This is a genomic window from Nocardia violaceofusca NBRC 14427 (assembly GCF_963869435.1).
GTDB classification, from domain to species: domain Bacteria; phylum Actinomycetota; class Actinomycetes; order Mycobacteriales; family Mycobacteriaceae; genus Nocardia; species Nocardia aobensis.
Map to the genome: position 1 here is coordinate 140,513 of NZ_CAWMPM010000005.1, position 22,183 is coordinate 162,695.

Below are 22,183 nucleotides of genomic sequence, written 5' to 3' on the forward strand. Positions count from 1 at the left end.
TGCGCCGCCCGCCGTCGTCGTATGCGGCGATGTGGGGTTGCCTGCCCCCTACACGTCGACGTGTTCGATCCATTCGTAGACGGGGAGATTGCCTTCAGGGGTGTCCTGGCGGCGTGGTGTGGATTTGAAACGTTCGTAGCCACCGGCGTTCTGCACGCGTAATTCGATGCCGGGTGGGGTGATGGGAACGATGCGGTGCGGCAGGTCGGCCGGCCCGCCCTCGAGTACAGCCTTCGGTGAGCTACCCATAGCTGAAGGCTCTCATATGGCGGCCCGCCGACCGGGCGATTCCACGAAAGACACGCGCTACCCAGCGTTCAACCGGGCGTAACCGCAGGTGCCGCTCGTTGCCACCGACGAACACGACAACGCCACCCGTCCGGATCTCCGGTACGGGTGGCGACGTGTGCTCGTGTGCCGGTCTACAGCGGCAGCAGGTGATGTTTGCGCGGATTGCGCTGCAGGCGCTTGTCGCGCAGCAGCGTCAGGGCCTTGCGGATCTCCAGGCGGGTCGCCGAGGGCTCGATGACCGCATCGATGTAGCCGCGCTCGGCCGCGGGCCACGGGGTGGCGGCGGTCGCGTTGTAGAAGTCGATCATCTGTTTGCGGATGGCCTCGCGCTGATCCTCCGGCGCCGCCTCGAGCTGGCGCCGGCCGACCAGGCCGACCGCCTGCTCCGCACCCATCACGGCGATCCGGGCCGTCGGCCAGGCGAAGTACACATCCGCGCCCAGGGCCTTGGACCCCATGACCGCCCAACCGCCGCCGTAGGCCTTGCGCACGACGACGGTGACCTTGGGCACCGACGCCTCCACGAAGGAGAACAGGAAGCGACCACCACGCTTGATGACGCCGGCCTTCTCCTGCTCCAAACCGGGCATGAAGCCGGGCGTATCCACGACCAGCACCAGCGGAATCTCGAACGCGTCGCACATTCGGACGAAATGCGAGGCCTTGTCCGACGCTTTGGCGTCGAGCGCACCCGCCAGATACATCGGCTGGTTGGCGACGACGCCGACCGACCGGCCGTCCACCCGGGCGAATCCGGTGATGATGTTGCGGGCCATATCCGACCCGACCTCGTGGAATCCGCCGTCGTCGAAGATCCGCAGCAACACCTCGTGCATGTCGTAGCTGGCGTTGTCGGAGTCCGGAACGAAGCTGTTCAGTTCCAGATCGGTTTCGGTGATCTCGGGCTCGAGGCCCGGATTGACGATCGGCGGTTCCTCCTGGCAGCTCGACGGCAGGAAGCTCAGATATTCGCGCGCCCACTCGAACGCCGCCTTCTCGTCCTTGGCGACGTGGTGGATATTGCCCCAGTCGGCCTGCCGGTAGGCGCCGCCCAGTTCGTCGGCGGTCACGTCCTCACCGGTGGCCTCGCGCGTGATCTGCGGGCCGGTGACGAACATGTGCGCGGATTCGGTCGCGATGACGACATCGGTGCAGATCGGCTGATACACCGCACCCGCGGCACAGTTGCCGAGGATCAGCGACACCATCGGCACCGCACCCGAGAGGGCTTCCATGGCGATCGCCATCTCGCCGTACCAGCGCAGCGAGGTCACCGCCTCCTGCACACGCGCGCCACCGGAGTCGTTGATGCCGACCAGCGGGCAGCCCATCTTGGCGGCGAAGCGCATGAGCGAGGCGACCTTCTGGCCGAACATCTCGCCGACCGTGCCGCCGTACACGGTCTGATCGTGGGAGAACACCGCCACCGGGCGGCCCTCCACCAACCCGTGGCCGGTGACCACGCCGTCGCTGTAGAGGGAGTTCTTGTCCGCCGGATTGCGTACCAGCGCACCGATTTCCACGAAGGTCCCCGGGTCCAGCAGCATGTTGATCCGCTCACGCGGCGAGGGGATACCCTTCTTGGCCCGCTTGGCCACCCCCGCTTCGCCGGCCGGCTCCTGCGCGAGTTCCAGCTTCTTCCGCAGGTCGGCAAGCCTCTCGGCGGTCGTACTCACTGCTCTCCCTTCCCGGGTGCATCGTCGGAGATCGCGGCCAGTTTCCGGGTGAGGTCGGCACCGATCTGCGCGACGCGCGGTTCATCGATGATCTGGAGGTGGTCACCCGGGATGTGGATGACTTCCAGGTTGGGGATGTAACCATCCCATCCGCCGTTCGGTTGCCGATCGGCGAAACGAGGCTCGAGCTCGATGATGCCGTCGTGATAGCGGTCGGCGAGATAGAGCGTCACATCGCCCTCGTAGTGCGACGGCTGCGCCTTCTGCAGATCGCGACTGTCGAGCCAGGACGTGCGCTGATGTTCCATCACGCCGCCAGGGATCTTCACGTCGGCGAATTTCAGCAGGCCCATGATGATTTCGAGTTGCTGCTCGTCGGAGGCGTCCGCGAGTTCCTGCAACATCTCGTCGTCGAGCTCTCCCTCGATGCCGTAGGTCTTCTGCGCGAACGCCTGGAATCGCTCGATCCGCGCGCGACGGCCTTCCGGCGACGGGTCCTCGTCCTCGACCGGCAGCGCCAGGTCGATCAGACCGACGAGCCGGACGTCGTCGCCCTCGGCACGCATGATCTGGGCGACCTGCAGTGCGAACACCGCACCCAGCGACCAGCCGTAGAGAACGTACGGGCCGGAGGGGAAGATCTTGCGGATTTCGGTGGCGTATTCGCGGGCCCGCTCGGGAATCGATCCCTCGATCCGCTCGAAGCCGTACATCGGCGTGCCCTCCGGCAGCCGCTTGAGCAACGGCTCGTACACCAGCGTGTTACCGCCCGAGGGGTGGAAGACGAAGATCGGGATCGCGGTCGAGCCTTCGGGCCGCGGCCGCAGCGGGCGGATGAAGCCCTCGACCTCGGTGGCCGAATCCTGGTGCCGGCGAACGATATCCGACAGCTGTTCGATCGTCTCGCAGTCGAGCACGTCGTCGACGTCGACGGTGCTGCCGACCCGGTCCGACAGGCGCGCGGCCAGCTTCTCCGCGGTGTCCTCGTCGAGGATCGGCAGGGTGTTGAAGATGCCACCGGCCGACTTGCCGGTCACCATCGCCCACGCGGCGAAGGTCAACCGCTCGGCCGCATCACGCGGGGGCACATCGGCTTCCGGTTCCTTGGTGCCCGTGCCCTGGCCGCCGCCGAACACGGCCGCCGCGGCGCTTGCCTTCCGATCCGCATCGGCCACGTCCGCCACCGCACCGGCGGTTCCGGCGGGAGCAGCCGCGGCCGGCTCGGCCGGTTTCGGCTCGGCGGCCGCCACCTGCTGCTGCACCGCCGCGGCCGGATCCTCCCCGGCCTCCATCGCGGCTCGCGCGGCGGCGACGAAATTGTCGTCCACGGTGAGCGAACCACCATCGGCGGCTTGCTTTTCCGCCATCGCGGCGACCTCGTCGCGGTGTTCGATGGCGTAGCGCAGCACCTTGCCCACCTCGTTGAGGCTGGCATCGCGCACCGCGGAGACCTGCAGCGAGGGGATGTCGAATTCGTATTCGACGCGGTTCTTGATCCGCATCGCCATCAGCGAGTCGAGCCCCAGCTCCATCAGCGGGATCTCCATCGGCAGATCCTCCACGGCATAACCCATGGATTCCGCGGCGATGGTCGCCAGTCGTTCCTCGACGGTCTGCGTACCGTTGGGATCCCAGCGGTCGCCGAAACTCTCGGCGACGACGAGATCTGCTGTGCCGCTGTCGGTTTCGGCCGGAGCGGGAGCGGGCTGGATGGCGGCTGCCGGGGTTCCGTTGGTGGACGGCGCGCTCGCGGTCACCACCGCATCGAACAGCAGCCGGAACGCAGTGCCCTCGCGGACGTGCACCTGGACCGAGGCTCCCCCCGGATGCGGGGTGAGCGTCGTGGTCAGGGTGCCCGACGCCGGCAGCGGGGAGTGCGCGACGGTCGCACCCAGCGCCACCTCCGACAACACCTGCGCCGCAGCCGCGTTCACCAGACCGGCCAGATCGGTGACGGCCGCGGCCGACACCTCCCAGGCGTGGCGGCCGTCGGGCAGCGCCACGTGCGCACCGGGCACGCGGCCACTGCCCGAACCCGTCGCAATGCTGACCTTGGGCCAGTATTCCTTGCGCAGGAAAGCCGTTCGCGGCACGTCGGCGTAGTCACCGGCGGGCAGCAGCGACACCAGATCGACGTGGTGGCCCTGCACGTACAGCTGGGCCAGGGCGGAGATGACCCCCGCGGCCTCGTCCTCCTTGCGCTTGAGCGTGGGGATCAGAGCCGCGTTGTGCACACCGGCGGCGAAGGTCGTACCCATCACCTGCATGAGCGCGACGGAATTCGGCGCCAGTTCCAGGTAGGTGGTGATGCCCGCGTCGACCGCGCGACGGATCGCGTTGGTGAAATACACCGAGCCGCGCATATTGGTCACCCAGTAGTCGACATCGTGTACCGGATCCGAACCGGCCTTGTACACGGTCGCCTTGTGCACGGTCGAGTAGAGATCCGTGGTCACCCTGGTCGGCTCGATGCCGGCCAGCTCCGCGGCCAGCTCACCCAGCAGCGGATCCATCTGCGAGGTGTGGCCGGCGCCGCGGGTCTGCAGCACCCGCGCGAATTTGCCCTCGGATTCGGCGCGCGCCACGATCGCGTGCACCTGATCCGGCGGGCCGCCGATCACGGTGTTGGTCGGCGCGGCGTACACCGCGACCTCGAGATCCGGGTACTCCGGCAGCACCTTCTCGATATCTTCGGCGCTGTATTCGACCAGGGCCATATTGCGCACCTGGTCGTCGGTGATCATCTGTTCGCCCTCGCCCATCAGCCGCGACCGCGCGCAGATCACGCGCACCGCGTCCTCGAGCGGCAGACCGCCGGAGATGTACGCACCGGCCGCCTCACCCTGCGAATGCCCCACCACGCCATGCGGTTCGGCGCCGTGCGCGCGCAGCAGCGCGGCGAGACCGAGCTGGATCGTGAATACGCCGACCTGCGAGGTGCCCACATCCCAGTCCTGGGCGTCGTCGAGGATCATCTCCTTGACCGAATATCCGGCCTCGTCGACAACCAGCTCGTCGACCTCGTCCACGGTCCGGGCGAAGATCGAATTCTCCAGGTAGAGCTGCTTACCCATCTTCCGGTGGTGCGAGCCGAATCCGGCCAGCACCCACATCGGTCCCTGGGCGGCCGGGGAGTCGGCGGTGAACACGCCCGGCCCCGGCTTACCGGCGGCGATGGCCCGCAATCCGGCCACGGCCTCCTCGTGGGTCTTCGCCAGCACCACGCCGCGCGAACGGCCGTGGTTGCGCTTGGCCAGCGACCGCGCCACATCCTCGAGCGGAGTCGCCTGTCCCGCTTCGGATTCCAGCCAGTCGGCGAGGTCGCTCGCGGCCCGGCGGCGACGCGACGGCAGATAGGCCGACACCGGCAGGATCACCGGCAGCGGCTCGGTGCGTTCCTGCGTCCACTCGGCCACCTCGGCGACGGGCTCGGGTGCGGCCAGCGGATCGCTGCCCTCGACGATCGCCTCGGCACCGGCGAGCACATCGGTTGCCTCGTTGTCGAGTTCGGCGTCGAGTGTCTCGGCGTCGGCCGAAGCGCCCTGCGCGGCATCATCTTTCGGCGCGGCGGCAGCGGCCGGGACGTATTCCTGGATGACCACGTGCGCGTTGGTGCCACCGAATCCGAATCCGGAGACGCCGATGGTGGCGGTACCGCTGTAGCGCGGAAATTCGGTGGGCTCGTCGACGACCTTCAGGTGCGCCTGATCGAACGGGATGAAGGGACTCGGCCCCGCGTAGCCGATATTCGGCGGAATGACGTTGTGCTGCAACGCCAGAATCACCTTGGCGAGGGCGGCGGCGCCGGCACCGGATTCGAGATGTCCGAAGTTGGTCTTCGCCGAACCCAGCAGCGCCGGCTTGTCGTCTTCGCGCCCACGGCCGATCACCCGGCCGAGCGCGTCGGCCTCGATCGGATCGCCGATCGGGGTACCGGTGCCGTGTGCCTCGATGTAGTCGACGGTCGAGGGCGCGATACCCGCATCCCGGTACGCGCGGCGCAGCACATCGACCTGCGCCTCGGGATTCGGCGCCGGCAATCCGTTGGAACGACCATCGGAATTAACGGCAGTGCCCTTCACGACCGCGAGAATGCGGTCCCCGTCGCGCTCGGCGTCGGCCAGGCGCTTGAGCACCACCATGCCGGCGCCCTCACTGCGGACCATGCCGTCCGCATCGGACGAGAACGCTTTGATGTGGCCGTCTTTCGCGACCGCACCGATGGAATCGAATCCGAGGGTGATCGCGGGGGCCAGCAGCATGTTCACACCACCGGCCAGCGCCACGTCGGCGTCGCCGTTGCGCAGTGCGCGCACCGCGTCGTGCACCGCCACCAGGGTCGACGAGCATGCGGTGTCCACGGCCACCGAGGGACCGCGGAAGTCGTAAAAGTACGACACCCGGTTGGCCACGATCGCGGTGGAGCCGCCGGTGAGGGCGTAGGCGTCGGCCGAGGCCGGCGCGTCGGCGTCCGACTTGCCCAGTCCCAACGCGGCGAGCAACGAGAAATCGTTGGTCGAGGTACCGATGAACACGCCGACGGATTCGCCCTTGAGGGTATTCGCCGGAATTCGCGCGTGCTCCAACGCTTCCCAGGTCAGCTCCATCATGAGCCGCTGCTGCGGATCGACGCGCTCGACCTCGACGGGCGACATCGCGAAGAATTCCGCGTCGAAGCCCTTGATCACGTCCTGGTCGAGGTAGCCGCCGAGGGTATTGCCCTTCTCGACGGCCGCCGCGATATCCGGATCGGCCAGGAATTCCGACCACCGGCCCTCGGGCAGGTCCCGGATGCCGTCACCCCGGTTGATCAGGAAGTCCCAGGTCGTCTCCGGCGTATCGCCGGCGCCGGGCAGGCGCGTGGAGAGACCGACGATGGCGATATCGTGCGCCGCCCCCGGCTGATATCCGGCGGTGTAGAAGGCATCGTCCGCCGCCTCCTCCGGCGTCTCCGGCTCACCGTTGATGATCCGCTCGGCGAGCGCCGCGATCGTCGGATGCTGATACACGATCGTCGCGTTCAGCAGTACGCCGGTGAGCTCTTCGATATCACCGCCCAGGGCGATGGCGTCACGCGAGGCCAGGCCGAATTCCTCCATCGGCCGGTCGACCGTGATCTGCTCCACCGGCTGGCCGGTGGCGTCGGCGACCCAGCGCTGCAGCCACTCGCGCAGCTCGGCCACCGACATATCGGTGCCGCCGGATTTCGCCGCACCGCCCGGCTCGGTCACACTCTGTTCGGTCGCAGTTGTCTGCTCCACCTCGGCGTTCGCGTCGCCGGTGGTTGCCGTCGTCTGGGTGCCCTCGTTGTCAGCCATCAATTCCTCAAGCTACCTGTGTGCGAATGTTGCGCGGGCGGGGATTGACAGCCGATTCGCCGTCATGTGGATAAGTGGCGGGTTGTGGACAACTCGCCACGCAGCGCACGTCCCCCGGCGAGTTCCGCACCGCCGCCGGCTGCCGGTCGGCCCGTCGAACGGGCACGTCACAGCGACCAACGGACCGGCCGGGGCGACGAGAAACCCCGATCTCGGCACGGTGGGAAATCACCGGGAGCACGACTTACTCTTCGTCCGGTGCGTCGGGGAAGGCCTGCTGCTGATAGCCACCGCGCAGAGTGCCCTCCAGATACGCGGCCCGGCACGCCCGGCGCGCCAGCTTGCCGCTCGAGGTCCGCGGAATCGAACCCGCGGGCACCAGCAGCACATCGCGCACGGTCACGCCGTGCCGCTGCGACAGCGCACCGCGCACCGCGTCGGCGATCGGCTGCGGATCGGCCTTGTGCGCGCCCGGCCCCCGCTCGGCCACGATCACCAACTGCTCGGAGGCATCGTCGGCGTCGTACTTCAGACCGGCGTGGCTGTCGGCGGCGAAGACCTCGGCCGGCAGCTGATTGGCCGGCACCGAGAACGCCGCGATGAAGCCCGGGCGCAGCATCTTGCTGGCCTCCTGCGCGGAGAACTCGAGGTCCTGCGGGTAGTGATTGCGGCCGTCGACGATCACCAGGTCCTTGACGCGGCCGGTGATGTACAACTCGCCATCGACGTAGACGCCGTAATCACCGGTGCGCAGCCAGATCGCGTCGTCGGGGGTGCCCGCGGCGTGCGAGCCCTCGGCTTGGCGGTTGGTCAGCAGGTTCTTGAAGGTCTTGCGAGTTTCCTCCTCGCGACCCCAGTAGCCGATGCCGATGTTGTTGCCGTGCAACCAGATTTCGCCGACGCGGCCCTCGGGCAGCTCCTGCGCGCCCTCGGGGTCGTCGATCGATTCCGGGTCGACGATCGCGGCCCACTGCGACAGCGCGATATAGCCACAGCTCACCTGCGCGATGGCGTTCGGCGCGCCCTGGTCGACCTTCACCACACGTCCGGCGTTGAGCTCGTTGCGGTCGACGTAGATGACCTTGGCCTCGTCCTCGGCCCGCGTCGCGGAGACGAACAGCGTCGCCTCGGCCATGCCGTAGCAGGGCTTGATCGCGGTCTTCGGCAGCCCGTAGGGGGCGAAGGCCTCGTTGAACTTCTTCATCGACGAGGTGGTCACCGGCTCACTGCCGTTGATCAGGCCGATCACGTTCGACAGATCCAGCGTTTCGCCGTTCTTCGGCAGACCGCGCGCCGCGGCGTGCTCGAAGGCGAAGTTCGGCGCGGCGGCGAAGGTGCCGGCGCCGTCGGACACCGCGGCGAGCTCGGAGATCCAGCGGCCCGGACGCCGGACGAAGGCGCTCGGCGACATGATGGTGATGTACTTGCCGCCGATGGCCGGCAGGATCACGCACAGCAGGCCCATGTCGTGGTACAGCGGCAGCCAGGTGACACCGCGCGAATTCCAGTCCAGGTTGATGGCGTTGACCATCTGCAGCAGGTTGGTGCCGACCGCGCGGTGGGTGATCTCCACACCGGCCGGGGTCCGGGTCGAACCCGAGGTGTACTGCAGGTAGGCGATGTCGTCGACGGCCAGATCCGGCCGCACCCAGGACTCGCCGAGGGTGTCGGGCACCGCGTCGACGGCGATGATGCGCGGACGCTGCGCGGCCGGCAGCGGCCGGAAGAACTGGCGCACGCCGGCGGCCGAGGAGCTGGCCGTCAGAATCGCCGACGGCTTGCAGTCGCCCAGTACGGCGTGCAGCCGGTCGGTGTGGCCCGGCTCGTCCGGATCGAACAGCGGCACGGCGATGGTGCCGGCGTAGATGGCGGCGAAGAAGGAGATCACATAGTCCAGGCCCTGCGGCGCCAGAATCGCCACCCGGTCGCCCGGCTTGGTCACCTGTTGCAGGCGAGCGGCCACCGCGCGCAGCCGGACGCCGAATTCCTTCCAGGTCAGGTCCTGGTACTCCCCGTCGCGCTCGCGGGAGTAGTCGATATAGCGATACGCAAGATCGTTCGCATCGTTGCGGGTGTGCTTCTCGACGTAATCGACCAGGGTGCGGCCCTCGGGAATTCTGATGTTCCCGGTTTCGTCCAGGTAATCGTCGAAAGTCTCGTCCGTCATTCCTTCTCCTCCGAGGCACACGCAGCACGGCGACATGGCCGCTGTTACCTGTGAGGCCCCGACTCTCTTTCACCCGCGGCCGCTCTGTGGTGCGAGAGCTTGCCTGCAGCTTTTTCCGGTGGTCTGCGCGGTGACCACCTATCGGCTAGATGTACTCGAGCCAGGGACATGTTACAGAGCAGGCCCCGAAGCGGTCTCCGGAGCGAGCCGAACGATTCCCCGGCTTGCACGGTGGCGGCTCGCTACGGCTCCTCTCGCAGCAAGGGGATCACCGGTGCGAAAGCATCCATCTGGGTCGGAAACACTCCGACATAGGACATCGATGTCAATCGCCGCACGTTACGGATCTGCTCGGCGATCTCCTCGAATGTGCCGATGGCCACATAGGGCGAATTCAGGATGTCTTCCACCGACAGCTGGACGTCGACCTCGAGATCCGGGTGCAAACCCTTGTCGAGGGCGGCCAACGCCATCTCGGCCGTGCGCTCGCGATCGTCGGTGATCACGACGGCGGTGACGGTCCAGTTGAGTTCGATCTCGGGGAACCGGTCCCCGGCGGCCTCCTTGATGAGATTCACCTTCTCGATGGTCTTCTCGAGGGTGATTCCCGACAGCAGGCCCTTACCGGTCTTGGTCGTGCGCGGCACCACCGAGATGATGTCGGCGTGCTTGGCGGCCAGCCGCAACATCTTGGGGCCGCCACCACCGGTCACCAGCGGCGGGCGGGGACCCTGCCGCGGCCGCGGCGTGCCTTTGATGCCACGCACCTGATAGTGCTTGCCCTCGAAATGGCATTCCTGCCCGCGCAGGAGCACATCCAGAATGGTCAGCGCCTCGTCCAGCTTCTCCAACCGCACGCCCGGCGATTCGTAGGGCAGACCGGCGGCGTCGAATTCGCTCTTGATCCAGCCCGCGCCGACACCGAGTTCGAGCCGTCCGCGCGAGAGCACGTCGATCGTCGCGGCATCCTTGGCCAGCACCACCGGATGCCGGAAACCGTTGGCCAGCACCGAGGTTCCGATCCGGATACGGTCGGTGGCCACGGCGAGCGCGCCGAGTGCGGCGATCGGCCCGACCTGGGGTCCGAGGTGGTCCGGAATCGCGAAGGAGTCGTATCCGTATTCCTCGGCCTGCTGGGCGAGCTTGACGAATTTCCGCGCACCGCCCTCCTGCTGATTTCCCTCACCTGCAGCAGCGAATCGGAACGCGCGCGCCGGAACACCCAGCGCTGTCATCTCGACACCGCTGGTCGCGCCGGCGGCGGCGGCTTCTGTCATGAACTCTCTGCTCCTGGCTGTGCGGATGTGCGCTGTGGCGCGATCATCGCTGCACTTTACAGCCTTCACCAAAATCTGAGTGACCCTCGGGTTTACTTTTTTTCCGGGACCTCCGGCGACCCCGGTCACCGCTGGTCGTCAGCTGTGCGGCGGGTGGGGGGCGTCCTTGATCAGACCCTCGGCCCAGGCGGTCGCCCACTGGGTGGCGGTGGTGCCCTGATCGTCCACCTGGAAGGTGTTGTAGAGACTGTGCACCGGATTGCCGACGGCATGCACCAGGGTCATCAGGCTGGGCACGATATTCAGCGGATTCAGCGCCTGCGGCGGGGCATCGCAGATCAGATCCCCGGGAGCGCAGATGGTGTTCGTGCGCCCGGCCAGCGCACCGAACCCGCCGCGCGGACCGGTCATCGTGATGCCCGGAACCGACAGGCCCTTCAACGCGACCTCCGCGCCCACGCCGGGCGGGGAAACCCCGATCTCACCGGGCTGCCCGGGACCGTTCACGCGACGGCCGTCGGCGATCAGCGTGACGCCGAGCACCCGGTCGGCGGCGACCGGACCCTGCCCGGCGCCGATCTGAGCCGCGATATCACCGGCGATCACTGCGCCCTGGGAGAATCCGGCGATCACATAGTTGGTGAGCGGGCAGTTCTTCGACATATCGGTCAGCTCCGCCAGCGCACGCTGGGTGCCCTCGGACCGGCTGTTGTTGTAGGACGACTGGCCGTCCGGCGGAATCGCGATCGGATTCGAGAATTGCGCGACGTAGGGAACGGTGTAGACGTCGAGCCGGGACTCCGGGAACTGCTGCCGCACGGGGTTGGTCACATGCAGCATCAACGACGCCGGATTGGCCGACGGATCGTGCGGATCGTCGTTGCTGTTCGACTCCCAGGTGCCGGGAATCGCCAGTAACTGCACATCCGGGCAGGACGCCGGCTGGCTGCTGGGTGCACCCGGTTTGGGCGGTCCCGGCTTCGGGACGTGCAACCGGCCCGCGAGCACGAACCACAGCACCAGCGCCACGATCGCCACCAGGACCGCGATCAGCACGAACAGCAGACAACCCGGCCGCCGGTTGCGGCCGCGACCGCCCCCGGCATATCCGGAACGACGTCGCGCGTTCACTTGTTGCAGTAGGACTGGGTCGCGACGTCGATGTAGATCTGGCCCGCCTGTTCAACCGACATCTTCTGCGGATCGAAGGACGGGTCGGTGCCCGCCATCGCGTTCACGAACGTCTTGACCTCCTGATCGGAGGCGCCGCTCGCCTTGCTCTGGCAGACGTAGTTGGCCGCGGTGATCGCGATGTCCGGGCTGGACGGATTCACCCCGCGCTTCTTCAACTCGTCCAGATAGGCCTGATCCTTCGCCGACAACTGCGTGGTGTCGCCCGAGTTCGGCTGCGCCGGCTCCGGACGCTCGTTCGCGGTGCTGGTGACCGGGGCCTGTTCCTGAGTGGGCTCGGGCGCCGCCTGCGCGCTGCTCGGCGCACTCTGCGCGGGCGCGACCGTGGCGGTCGTATGGGACGGCTTCAAGGTGGGCGTGCTCGACGCCGTGGAATCGTTACCGCCGCAGGCGGCCAGTAATCCGGTGGCCGCCAGCGCGACCACGATGCCGGCGACCTTGCCACCAGCGATGTACCGTTCTCCGACCGGGCGGGTCCGAAGCATGAATCGTGTCCTCGATCTAGTTCGCTAAAGGCTAGAGCTTGTTCCAAGGCCTAGCAGGTCGCGCTCCAGGTTAACGGCAACCGGCGCGGACAGGGATCCCATGGCCGGAACCCTCATCAACCACTTAAAGGTGATTTATCGCCCTAGGCCCCGTGCACCTCGGGGGGTTTGCCGTCGCGCACGACGACGAATCCGGTCTGGAAATTCTGCTGGACGCCGCCGGGCACCGGGAACTCGTCACTGATCGGATAGCCGAGCTTGCCGTTCTCGAAGCCCTGCTGGCCCCACGCGTCCATCATCGGGCCGTTGCGCACGGCCCACGCCCCGGAGAGCGGACTCCAGTAGATGTTGCCGCCCTCGAATTTGCTGTAGCGGCCCAGATCCTTGGTCGGCTGCTCCTCGGCCGCCGGGAAACCGAGCCAGCTGTTCTCGAAGCCCATCTGCGCGTACTTGCCGAGAATCAAGCCCTGCACCCGGTGCGCCCCGGTCTTGTCGCTGAAGTACATCGGCCCGCCCTGGAAGCCCTGCACCACGCCGTCCTTGTTCGGCGTCCTAACCTCCGGCCCGGTCGGATAGCCGGCGGGGCCGCGTTCGAAGCCCTGCCGCTCCCATTCGGCCAGAATCGCCCCGCGGATCACCTGGGCGCCGGTCTGCGGCGTCCAATAGACCGAACCGCCCTGGAAGGTCTGGAAGCGGCCCTGACCGTCCGGCAGCGGCTGTTCGGCGGAGGTGGGCAGGCCCAGTGGGCCACCCGGGCCGGCCGTCGCCTGATAGGTCCCGCCGATCGCTCCCGCCACGGCATGGGCGCCGGTGGCCTGCGACCAGAACATCCGGCCACCCTTGAAGTCCTGCGCGCTGCCGTTGGTCACCTGGTATTCGCCGGTGACGCAATCACCCAGCCACTTGTCGATCTGCACGGCCGCGGCGACCGCGCCGTTCACCGCGCACGCCGGTTTGTCGGCCTCCACGCCGAGCGCGGCCGCGGCCTGTGGCCACGACTGCCGCATTTCGAAATCCCAGTACGGCCACGAATGTGTGCCGGAGGGGCGGTAATTGGCCTGTACCGGAATCGACAGCTTGTTCAGCTTGTCGACGAAGTTCTGACTGGTCAACCGGGACAGCATCTCCAGGCCCATCCCCGCGTAATTGGTGCTGATGCCCGGGATGTCGGAAGGCTTGTCGTAGGCGCCCGTGGTGCCGCTGCCGGCGGAGACGTACATGCTGACGCCCTTGAGCTTGGGCGCCAGCTGATACGGATCGTGCTCGGACCACTCGGCATTCGTCGGCGGCCCCCACATGGCGTTGGCGTCGAATCCGCCGGCGTCGCGCATCGCGAACATGATCGCCTGGGGCATACCGACACTCGTGGTGGTCAGGAAACCCGAATAGGAGGCCGCGTACTTCACCCAGCCGGGGTTGCGCCCGGCCAGGAACATCGCGGCCGTACCGCCCATCGAAAGCCCCTCCACCCCATGCGCATCGGTGGCGCGCCACTGGTTCTCCAGCAGGGGCGGCAGTTCCTTGGTCAGGAAGGTTTCCCACTTGTAGTTCTTGCCGTTGTCCTGCTGCACCCAGTCGGAATAGAAGCTCGACTGACCGCCGATCGGCAGCACCACGGTGACGTTCTTGTCCGCGTAGAAGTCGACGGCGCCGGCATCCTTGGTCCAGCCGCTCTCGTCGTCCTCGGCACGCAGGCCGTCGAGCATGAACAGCAGCGGGAATCGCGCGTCCGGACGGGAATTCCAGTCCCGGGCCAGCAGCAGTTGCACCTGGACCGGCGCACCCATGGACGGCGAGTTCACCCACAACGCGACGCGACGCTCGGTCAGCCAGACGACCTTCTCGACGGTCGCCCCGGCCGGGGCCGGCACCGCGGCGGGTTCGGCGAATGCCGGGAGCGGTGCGACGGCGATCCCGGAGGCGATCGGCACGACGACGGCGGCGGCCAGCATCGCGAGCCGTCGCCTGCCCCAACGGCCGCGACGCAGCGTCCCCCGGCTACCGGAAACCACACCTGCCACAGGAGTGTTGTACCGCGCCGAGGCCGCTCGAGGCGGTAGGACGCGCGGACAGCAAACCTGAGAAATGGCAGCGCACAAGGCAACCTGGGACCGCCCGCAACACATCGGCGCCGCGCAGATCGGATCTGCGCGGCGCCGAGTTCAGTTGCTGTTGCGGCCCTTGATCAGGCGTTCAGTGCGGCCAGGATGCCCGTACGAGCCTTGGCCAGCTCGTCCTGCCAGTAGAGCCAGGCGTGGGTGCCGGTGGGCGGGAAGTCGTAGGCGGCCGGGATGCCCAGCGAGTCCAGTCGCGCCTTGAACGAGTGGGTGCTGACCATCGAGATCAACTCGATGCCCATGGCGTTACCGGTATTGAACGCACCGACGAGGCCGTTCGGGTGGTCGTACTGACCCGGCAGACCACTGGCGGCCGAGATGTACATCGGCAGACCACGCAGCTGCGGCGCGAACACCATCGGGTCCGAACGCAGCCACTGCGGGCTCCACGGCGCGGCCATCGAGTCGACGTTGAAACGGCCGGCATCGAGCATCATCACGCGAATCGCCTCGCGCATACCCGGGGCGTTCCAGTTCAGCGGGCCCGAGAAGGAGGCCGCGTACTTGAACTGGTCGCGGTGGAATGCCGCCAGGCGCAACGCCGCCGGACCACTCATCGACAGACCGGCGACCGCGTAGTTGGTCCGCTCCACGCCGTAATTGCTGAGGAAGTCCGGAAGTTCCTTGGTAAGGAAGGTTTCCCACTTGTAGGTGAACTTCTGGCCGTTGGTGTTGCTCGGGCCCTGCCAGTCGGCGTACCAGCTGGACTGGCCACCCACCGGCATCACCAGGGTGACGTTGTCGTTGCCGAACATCTGCTGCGCGTTGGTCTCGAACGACCACGCGTTGCGGTCGTCGCGAGCACGCAGGCCGTCCAGCAGCAGCAGGGCGGCGTTACCGCCGTTGCGCGCCCACTGCACCTGCACCTTGATGGGGCCCATGCTCGACGGAACCATCAGTTCGTCGTAGCCGCCCGCGGGTGTCTGATGCACGGGTGCGTGAACGGGAGCGGCGATGGCGGCCGGAGCCATGATGCCCGCCGCGATCGGGAGTGCCATCGCGGCACCCGCAGCGAGAAGACGTGTGCGCCAACCACGCTGAGCGCCTCGCCGCCCTCTGGGGGCTGACTCCGGCGCGAGCGCCGAATGCGAAACCGGCGCGGCCGACCTGCCGAAACGCATGGATACTGCTCTCTTTCTGCTGCTGTCTGCTGTTGTCGCCGCGCCACGACCACTTCCGTCAGCGACGGCATGATCTGCGCTCACGTCGAACCCGACCTTTCGACATGAGCGACGCCGCGGCTACGAACGGTCACACTTGCGCTCGCTGGACGATATTCGACCGCCCAATCGTTAGCAACACGGACCCCGCCGGGTGGCTGAAATCCGCCCGTGCGCCATTCGTAATCGTGCAGTGACCCTATCGCGTCCGCACGGAAATGACAGTGTGAAATGACGAATCAACTAGTGCGCCGGTGAATTTCACCAGGAAACGCCCAACATGCCACGGGCCCCGGCGGTTTCGGCCGGGGCCCGTGGGTGGAGGATGTTCAGCCGATATTCGCCGAAAGGTCCGGAATCATCCGGTATACCTCTGCCTGCCAGTTGAACCAGTCGTGCACACCGACATTCGGGAACGAATACACCACGTTGGTCGCGCCCAGCGTCATCATCCGTACCTGGAAGGCACGGGTATTCGCCAAGGCCAGCACCTCCAGCGGCGCACCGCGCATGATGTGGTCGGCCGCCGCCGGTAGGGGCAGGCCCAAGTCCTCCTGAGACGGCACACCGCTGCCGGCGGCGATCCAGAGCCGGGTGTTGTCGGCGATCAAGCGGGGAGCGAAGACGAAGGGGTCCATCCGCAGCCACTGCGGGCCCCACGGCGGAGCCATCGAATCGACGTTGTAACCACCGGCGTCGATCATCGCCATCCGAATCGCCTCGCGCATACCGGGGGCGGAATTGTTCAGATAACCCGAGAACGATCCGGCGAAGCTGAACTGGTCCGGGTGATACGCCGCCAGCGTCAACGCGGCGCTACCGCCCATCGACAATCCGAAGGCGCCGTTGCGACTACCCCGGAAGCCGAGCCGATCCCGCAGGGCACTGCGCAACTGAACGGTCAGGAACGTCTCCCAGTCGTAGCGATAGTCCTTCCCCGGCCCGCCCAGGAATGTCTCGGTCGCACCGGATCCGGTGTTGACCGAACCGAAATTGCCCGGCGGGACGCCGAAGAACGAGCTGGGCGCATTCCAGTCCGCGTAGAAACTGGATTGGCCGCCGACCGGCATCACGACGTTGATATTCCAATCGGTCAGGACCTGGGCGACATTGGTCTCGATCTCCCAGCCGTTGAGCGTCTGCGGCGCCCGCAAACCGTCGAGCGCGTAGACCACACGATCGGTGTTGCCGTCCTTCGCCCGGAAAACCCGGGACTTGACCGCACCCATGACCGGCGAATCCACCCAGAAGTCGAACCCCGACGGGTCGAATGCCGCCGACGCGCTCGCGCCGTTGCCGAGAACCGAAACTCCCAGCGGCAGCAACAGGGCCAATGCCATGCCCAACGCCGAGCGCCTGAGCCACGAACCGGACCTACCTCCGAGTGACGGCTTCCTGTGCGCAAATCGCATCGACACGACCTTTCACCTGAAGCGGCGGTCGCACCCGATCCCACACCGCACGAGCCACCGCTCATTCCGGACAACACAGACACAAGCGTTCCGGCGAAGGCACTCGCCGCTGTACTGAGGGTTCTTCGATACCAATCGAGTATCGGTGATCCGGTAGCGCGACCAAATGATTCAACACGGAAATAGTCCGAAAGGTGATCTGCGGCACAGGTCGGATACGACGCAGCCCCGCAGCGGAAGTCCGCTGCGGGGCTGCGAGTCGTGCTGAGGGGCTGCGAGTCGTGCTGAGATCAGCCGATATTGGCCGACATATCCGGGAGCATCCGGTAGACCTCGTCCTCCCAGTTGTGCCAGTTGTGCACACCCACATTCGGGAAGTCGTAGGTGACGTTGCCGGCGCCCAGGGTCATCATGCGAACCTGGAAGGCGCGGGTGTTGGCCAGCGCCAAGGCCTCCAGCGGCGATCCCTGGATGATGTCGAGCGGGGCGACCGCGTCCTGCGCCGACGGAATGCCGCTGCCGGCCGCGACCCACAGTCGAGTGTTGTTGGCCTTCAACCGCGGTGCGAACACGAACGGATCCATCCGCAACCACTGCGGGCCCCACGGCGGTGCCATCGCGTCGATGTTGTACCCACCGGCGCTCAGCATCGCCACGCGCATGGCCTCACGCATACCCGGCGCCGAGATGTTCAGGTAGCCCGAGAACGAGCCGGCGTAGCTGAACTGGTCCGGGTGGTACGCGGCCAGTGTCAGGGCGGCGCTACCACCCATCGACAGGCCGAAGACGCCGTTGCGGTGCGAGCTGAAGCCCATCCGCGCGCCCAGGGCGTTGGGCAGATCCTGGGTCAGGAAGCTTTCCCACTTGTAGGTGTTGACCTTGCCCAGCGTCTCGTTGTAGTTCGAGGAACCGGTCATCGCGGAGCCGGTCGAGGCCGAGCCGGACGAGCCGACCGAGCCGGTATCGATGCCGAAGAAGTTGCTCGGCGCGTTCCAGTCGGCGTAGAAGCTCGACGGACCGCCGACCGGCATCACCACGTTGATGTTGGCGTTGACCAACGCCGGGATGATGTTGGTTTCCTTCTCCCAGCCGCTGATGTCGCCTTGGGCGCGCATACCGTCGAGGGCGTACACCACCCGTCCGGTGTTGCCGTCGGCCGCACGGAAGATGCGCGACTTGATCGGGCCCATCGACGAATCGACCCAGAAGTCGATACCCGTCGGATTGAACGCCGCGGCGGCATGTCCGGCCTCTGCCACCGACACCCCGAACGGCAGCAACGTCGCCAAGGCAACGCCCACCGCGGACCGCTTGAGCCATCCGGTTCGATGAGGCGCCGACGGCTGCTGCGACCGTCTCCGACGTCTCTGCTGCACCCATCGCACAGTCACGCCTCGCATACCCTGTCCGGCCTTTCCCGTAGCGCGGCCCGTCCGACCGCTGTTCTTCTCTGCGAATGATCACCCGTGCGCATGCGGAGATGCGCCCCCGACGGACGTCCGTCACCGAGCGTATCGTGAAATCGATACGTCGGCGTTATCAAACCGAGACTAATACACGACTTCTTCGTTGCCGTCGGCGGTCTAGTTCGGCACCGGAGGCGGTGTCGTCGGGTCCACCAAGTGGCAACGCTGGATCTCGTATTTGGGCACCCGGTCGATGCGGTACTTCGCGAAATGCAGCGACTGGATGACGTTGTGCTTGAACCGATCCCAGGTCAGCGGCGCTCGATAGGAGGCCAGCAGGTCCTGGGTGGCCGGGCACGACAGCGCGGTCCGCGCCTGGCGTACCCACTTCTCGTCGAGGAACCACGGCATCCACGGATGCTGGTCGACCATACCGGTATCGACGACCACCCAGTCGGGATACAGGTTCTTGTCGTGCCCGATACGTCCGTCGGCCAGCCGGTCGGTGTGGGCGGCCAGCGGATAGGCCAAGCCCTCCTGGTCGATGACGCGCACGCTCAACGGGACGTTCATGCTGGTCATGCCCAGGTTGAGGAAGTAGACGGTGTGCCCGTACCCGCCTGGCGGAATCGGCAGCGGCGGCGGCGCGACGTACCACATCATGAACGACGGCGAGTTGATCAACAGTCCGCCGTCCGGCGTGGCGGCGATGTCCTGCAGCATCGCCCGCATGCGCGGGTAGTCCAGATAGTCCTCGGCCAGTACCGGATGGTCGTGCCCACTGTTGAGGACGTAGTAGATCCGCTCGTCCACGATGCCCGAGGCGCTGATCTGCCCGCCCGAGGTGTCCGCGGTCGTGTTGGCCGCGAACAGCGCCCAGCCGACCGTCCCCACCCAGGCGATCAGCGGCAGGGCGAACGACCACCGCAGCCAGGCCGAACGTTCGCCGACCGGCAACCGGACCGGCAGCACCGACACCGGCAACAGCAGGCAGAACAGCTGCGGCAGCAGCATGCGGCCGTGCATGAAGTCGCCGCCGACCCGCATGTTGAACAGCACGAGCAGCAGGCCGCCGCCGACCATCAGGGTCACCACCGCGGCCGGGGAGCGCAGCCACCGCCGCAGCCGGACCCATCGCCCGGCATCGGCGGCAACGGTGGCGCCCGTCGTCCGGTGGCGCCTGCCGCGCAGCAGCACCGCGGCCACCACGACGAGGATCAGCAGCGGAATCCACAGGTAGTAGGGGCCGATCAGATCCCACAGATATTTCAGGCCCTGACCCCATTTCGCACCGCCGGCCTCCTTGGCCACCGCGGTGTTCGGATAGGGCAGGCCGTAATAGCCCATGCGCCAGATCTGATAACCGACCGGCACCGCGCCGGCGACCGCCACCAGCAGCGCGCGAATCAGCAGCGGGCGCAACCGGGTACGCGGCACCGGCGCGAAGAACAGCATGAGCAGGGCCAGACCGCCGATGACGGTCATCTCCGGCCGGACCACCCAGCACAGACCGGCCCAGAAGCCGGCCACGAGAAGTTGTGCCAGGCCGGGCTTCTCGTCCTGACTCCAGCGCAGCAGCAACCACCACAGCACGCCGAGCCAGAAGATGACCAGGCAGTTCTCCAGGCCCGAGGTGGCGTAGTCGCGAGCCGGCGGCACGGCGATGTAGACCAGCGCACCGGCGGGCAGCAGCAGCGTCGGCGCGGTGGCGGTGAACGGGCGCCACAACCGCGCCGAACCCACCATGGCGAAGACGACGGCCAGCAGCGAAAGGGTCAGCGCGACAGCCAGACCGACGTATTCGAGCCGGGCGTCGCTGATCCAGCTGAAGAACCAGATCACATAGGTCCAGGCCGCGCTGGTGTTGGTCTCCACCCGCTCGCCGGCATTGAAGACCGGGCCGTTTCCGGCCAGCAGATTGCGCACGGTGCGCAGGACGATCAGGCCGTCGTCGGCGATCCAGCGCCGTTGCCAGGCGCCGATACCGAACAACGCGACGGTGACGAGCACCCCACCGACGAATACCGTGCGGGAGAGCACCGAAAAGCGGCGCGCGGCATCGCCGTCGCGCTGTAGTGCGCGATCGGACGACTCCGCGTCTGCCCCCTCCCCGTGTTCGTCTCCCGCTACCAGCATCTCGTCAGGTGAGATAGACAGCGACACCTACCGCTCCGATCCAGGCGATGGCCAGGAGCTGCAATATGCGATCCCCCAGCGCGATCTCTTCGGGTTCCCCGGCCTCGCCGCCATCGACGTCGACCGCGTAGCGCAGGACTGCGATGGTAAACGGAATCATCGAGATCGCGAACCACTGGGTGTGCTTGTGATCGGTTTCGAAGGCCCACAGCCCGTAGAAGACCACCACCGCGGTGGCCGACAGGGTCCAGATGAAGCGCAGGTAGGTGGGTGTGTAGTACTGCAGCGACTTGCGGATCTTGGCGCCGGTGTCGAGCGCGATCTTCAACTCCGCGTAGCGCTTACCCGCCGCCATGAACAGCGAGCCGAAGGCCATGATCAGCAGGAACCACTGCGAGAGCCGGATGTCGGCGGCCGCGCCACCGGCGACCGCGCGCAGCAGGAAGCCCGAGGACACGATGCAGATGTCGAGCACCGCTTGATGTTTCAGGCCGAAGCAGTACGCCAGCTGAATGCCGATGTAGACCGCCATCACGACGGCCAGATGCCAGGACGCCAGGAACGAGCCCGCGATCGAGCCGACCAGCAGCACCGCCGAGAGCGAGTACGCCAGGTTCACCGGCACGATGCCGGCCGCGATGGGCCGGAACCGCTTGGTGGGGTGGGCGCGGTCGGCCTCGACGTCGAGCGCGTCGTTGACCAGGTAGATACCCGAGGCCGCCATGCAGAACACGATGAACGCGATCGCGATATGGGCGACCACGGTCGCATCCGCCAGCACGTACGCGCCGGAGGCCGCGTCCTTACCGGCGGCCAGCGGCGCCGCCAGCACGAGGACGTTCTTCACCCACTGCCGTGGCCGCACGGCCTTGACGATTCCGCCGGCCAGCGTCTTCGGCGGACCCTTCAGGACGGCTTCGTCGAGGTCGGTGCCGGTCGGCTCTTCACTCATATCAGCGAGGGTTCTTTCCTGTGCGGTCACTGGCGAATCTCTTTTCGGCGGCTAGCACGGCTGCGGCGGATGCCGCACCCAGAGCGGATCCGGCGAGCACGTCGGAGGGATAGTGCACTCCCAGAACGACCCGGGAGAGCAGCATCGGCGGCACGAGCACCGCAGGCAAGGGTAGCCCGGTCAACTTCCCGAGCAACACGGCCGCCGCCGTCGTGGAGGTGGCGTGCGAGGACGGGAAGCTAAGTTTGCTCGGCGTCGATACGTTGACCTGGACCGATGGGTCGTGCGGGCGCGGGCGCCGGACGATGCGCTTGATGACGACCGAGGCGGCGTGCGCCCCGAAGGCGCCGACCGCGACTCCGGCCCACTGGCGCCGGCGGGACTTGTCGACCAGTGCACCCGCGGCGCCGATGGCCATCCAGCCGAGCGCATGCTCACCGAAATGCGACATCCCGCGCGCGGCCTTGATCACCGGCGGCGTGCCGATGGCGCCCTGCACCGCGTTGAGGATCTTGACCTCCGCGGGCTTGGACACCTCGGGGTCCGCCACCACCTGCAGATGCGGGGCGCCTGCCGGATCGGAGGAGGCTGGGGC

The 22,183-nt window shown here is 67.1% G+C and carries 14 protein-coding genes; all 14 read right to left on the reverse strand.

Annotation, left to right across the window (positions count from 1 at the left end; genetic code table 11):
• Positions 1–48: 48 nt before the first annotated feature.
• The gene (locus tag AC5592_RS05325) at positions 49–249 is read right to left on the reverse strand and encodes a DUF5988 family protein (protein ID WP_036497026.1); all 201 of its coding nucleotides are present in this window, start codon (positions 247–249) and stop codon (positions 49–51) included.
• Positions 250–422: 173 nt separating this feature from the next.
• Positions 423–1,967, reverse strand: a complete 1,545-nt coding sequence (locus AC5592_RS05330) for an acyl-CoA carboxylase subunit beta (RefSeq protein WP_036497025.1) — start codon at positions 1,965–1,967, stop codon at positions 423–425.
• Positions 1,964–7,285: a polyketide synthase Pks13 gene (gene pks13, locus AC5592_RS05335; protein ID WP_084506356.1), complete on the reverse strand. Its 5,322-nt coding sequence runs from the start codon at positions 7,283–7,285 to the stop codon at positions 1,964–1,966. The genes AC5592_RS05330 and pks13 overlap by 4 nt, the downstream gene beginning before the upstream one ends.
• A gap of 244 nt (positions 7,286–7,529) precedes the next feature.
• The gene (gene fadD32, locus AC5592_RS05340; RefSeq protein ID WP_036497023.1) at positions 7,530–9,452 is read right to left on the reverse strand and encodes a long-chain-fatty-acid--AMP ligase FadD32; all 1,923 of its coding nucleotides are present in this window, start codon (positions 9,450–9,452) and stop codon (positions 7,530–7,532) included.
• A 242-nt stretch (positions 9,453–9,694) separates the two neighbouring features.
• The gene (locus AC5592_RS05345; protein WP_036497022.1) at positions 9,695–10,729 is read right to left on the reverse strand and encodes an LLM class F420-dependent oxidoreductase; all 1,035 of its coding nucleotides are present in this window, start codon (positions 10,727–10,729) and stop codon (positions 9,695–9,697) included.
• A gap of 138 nt (positions 10,730–10,867) precedes the next feature.
• A complete protein-coding gene (locus tag AC5592_RS05350) occupies positions 10,868–11,860 on the reverse strand; it encodes a cutinase family protein (protein ID WP_051024089.1) in 993 nt (330 codons plus the stop codon).
• Entirely contained in the window at positions 11,857–12,405 is a 549-nt protein-coding gene (locus AC5592_RS05355) for a DUF732 domain-containing protein (protein WP_051024088.1), read from the reverse strand. Before AC5592_RS05355 ends, AC5592_RS05350 begins: the two co-directional genes overlap by 4 nt.
• 143 nt (positions 12,406–12,548) lie before the next feature.
• Positions 12,549–14,357, reverse strand: a complete 1,809-nt coding sequence (locus tag AC5592_RS05360; RefSeq protein WP_063063599.1) for an alpha/beta hydrolase-fold protein — start codon at positions 14,355–14,357, stop codon at positions 12,549–12,551.
• Positions 14,358–14,590: 233 nt separating this feature from the next.
• Positions 14,591–15,520: an alpha/beta hydrolase gene (locus AC5592_RS05365; protein ID WP_036497019.1), complete on the reverse strand. Its 930-nt coding sequence runs from the start codon at positions 15,518–15,520 to the stop codon at positions 14,591–14,593.
• A 491-nt stretch (positions 15,521–16,011) separates the two neighbouring features.
• The gene (locus AC5592_RS05370) at positions 16,012–17,022 is read right to left on the reverse strand and encodes an alpha/beta hydrolase (RefSeq protein ID WP_036497018.1); all 1,011 of its coding nucleotides are present in this window, start codon (positions 17,020–17,022) and stop codon (positions 16,012–16,014) included.
• A gap of 362 nt (positions 17,023–17,384) precedes the next feature.
• Positions 17,385–18,395 (reverse strand): alpha/beta hydrolase, encoded by a 1,011-nt coding sequence (locus AC5592_RS05375; protein WP_036497017.1) that lies wholly within the window; start codon positions 18,393–18,395, stop codon positions 17,385–17,387.
• Between the two features lie 282 nt (positions 18,396–18,677).
• Positions 18,678–20,636: an arabinofuranosyltransferase AftB family protein gene (locus tag AC5592_RS05380; protein ID WP_063063600.1), complete on the reverse strand. Its 1,959-nt coding sequence runs from the start codon at positions 20,634–20,636 to the stop codon at positions 18,678–18,680.
• Positions 20,637–20,640: 4 nt separating this feature from the next.
• Positions 20,641–21,588, reverse strand: a complete 948-nt coding sequence (locus AC5592_RS05385) for a decaprenyl-phosphate phosphoribosyltransferase (protein WP_036497014.1) — start codon at positions 21,586–21,588, stop codon at positions 20,641–20,643.
• Between the two features lies 1 nt (position 21,589).
• Positions 21,590–22,123: a phosphatase PAP2 family protein gene (locus AC5592_RS05390; RefSeq protein ID WP_036497096.1), complete on the reverse strand. Its 534-nt coding sequence runs from the start codon at positions 22,121–22,123 to the stop codon at positions 21,590–21,592.
• Positions 22,124–22,183: the final 60 nt, after the last annotated feature.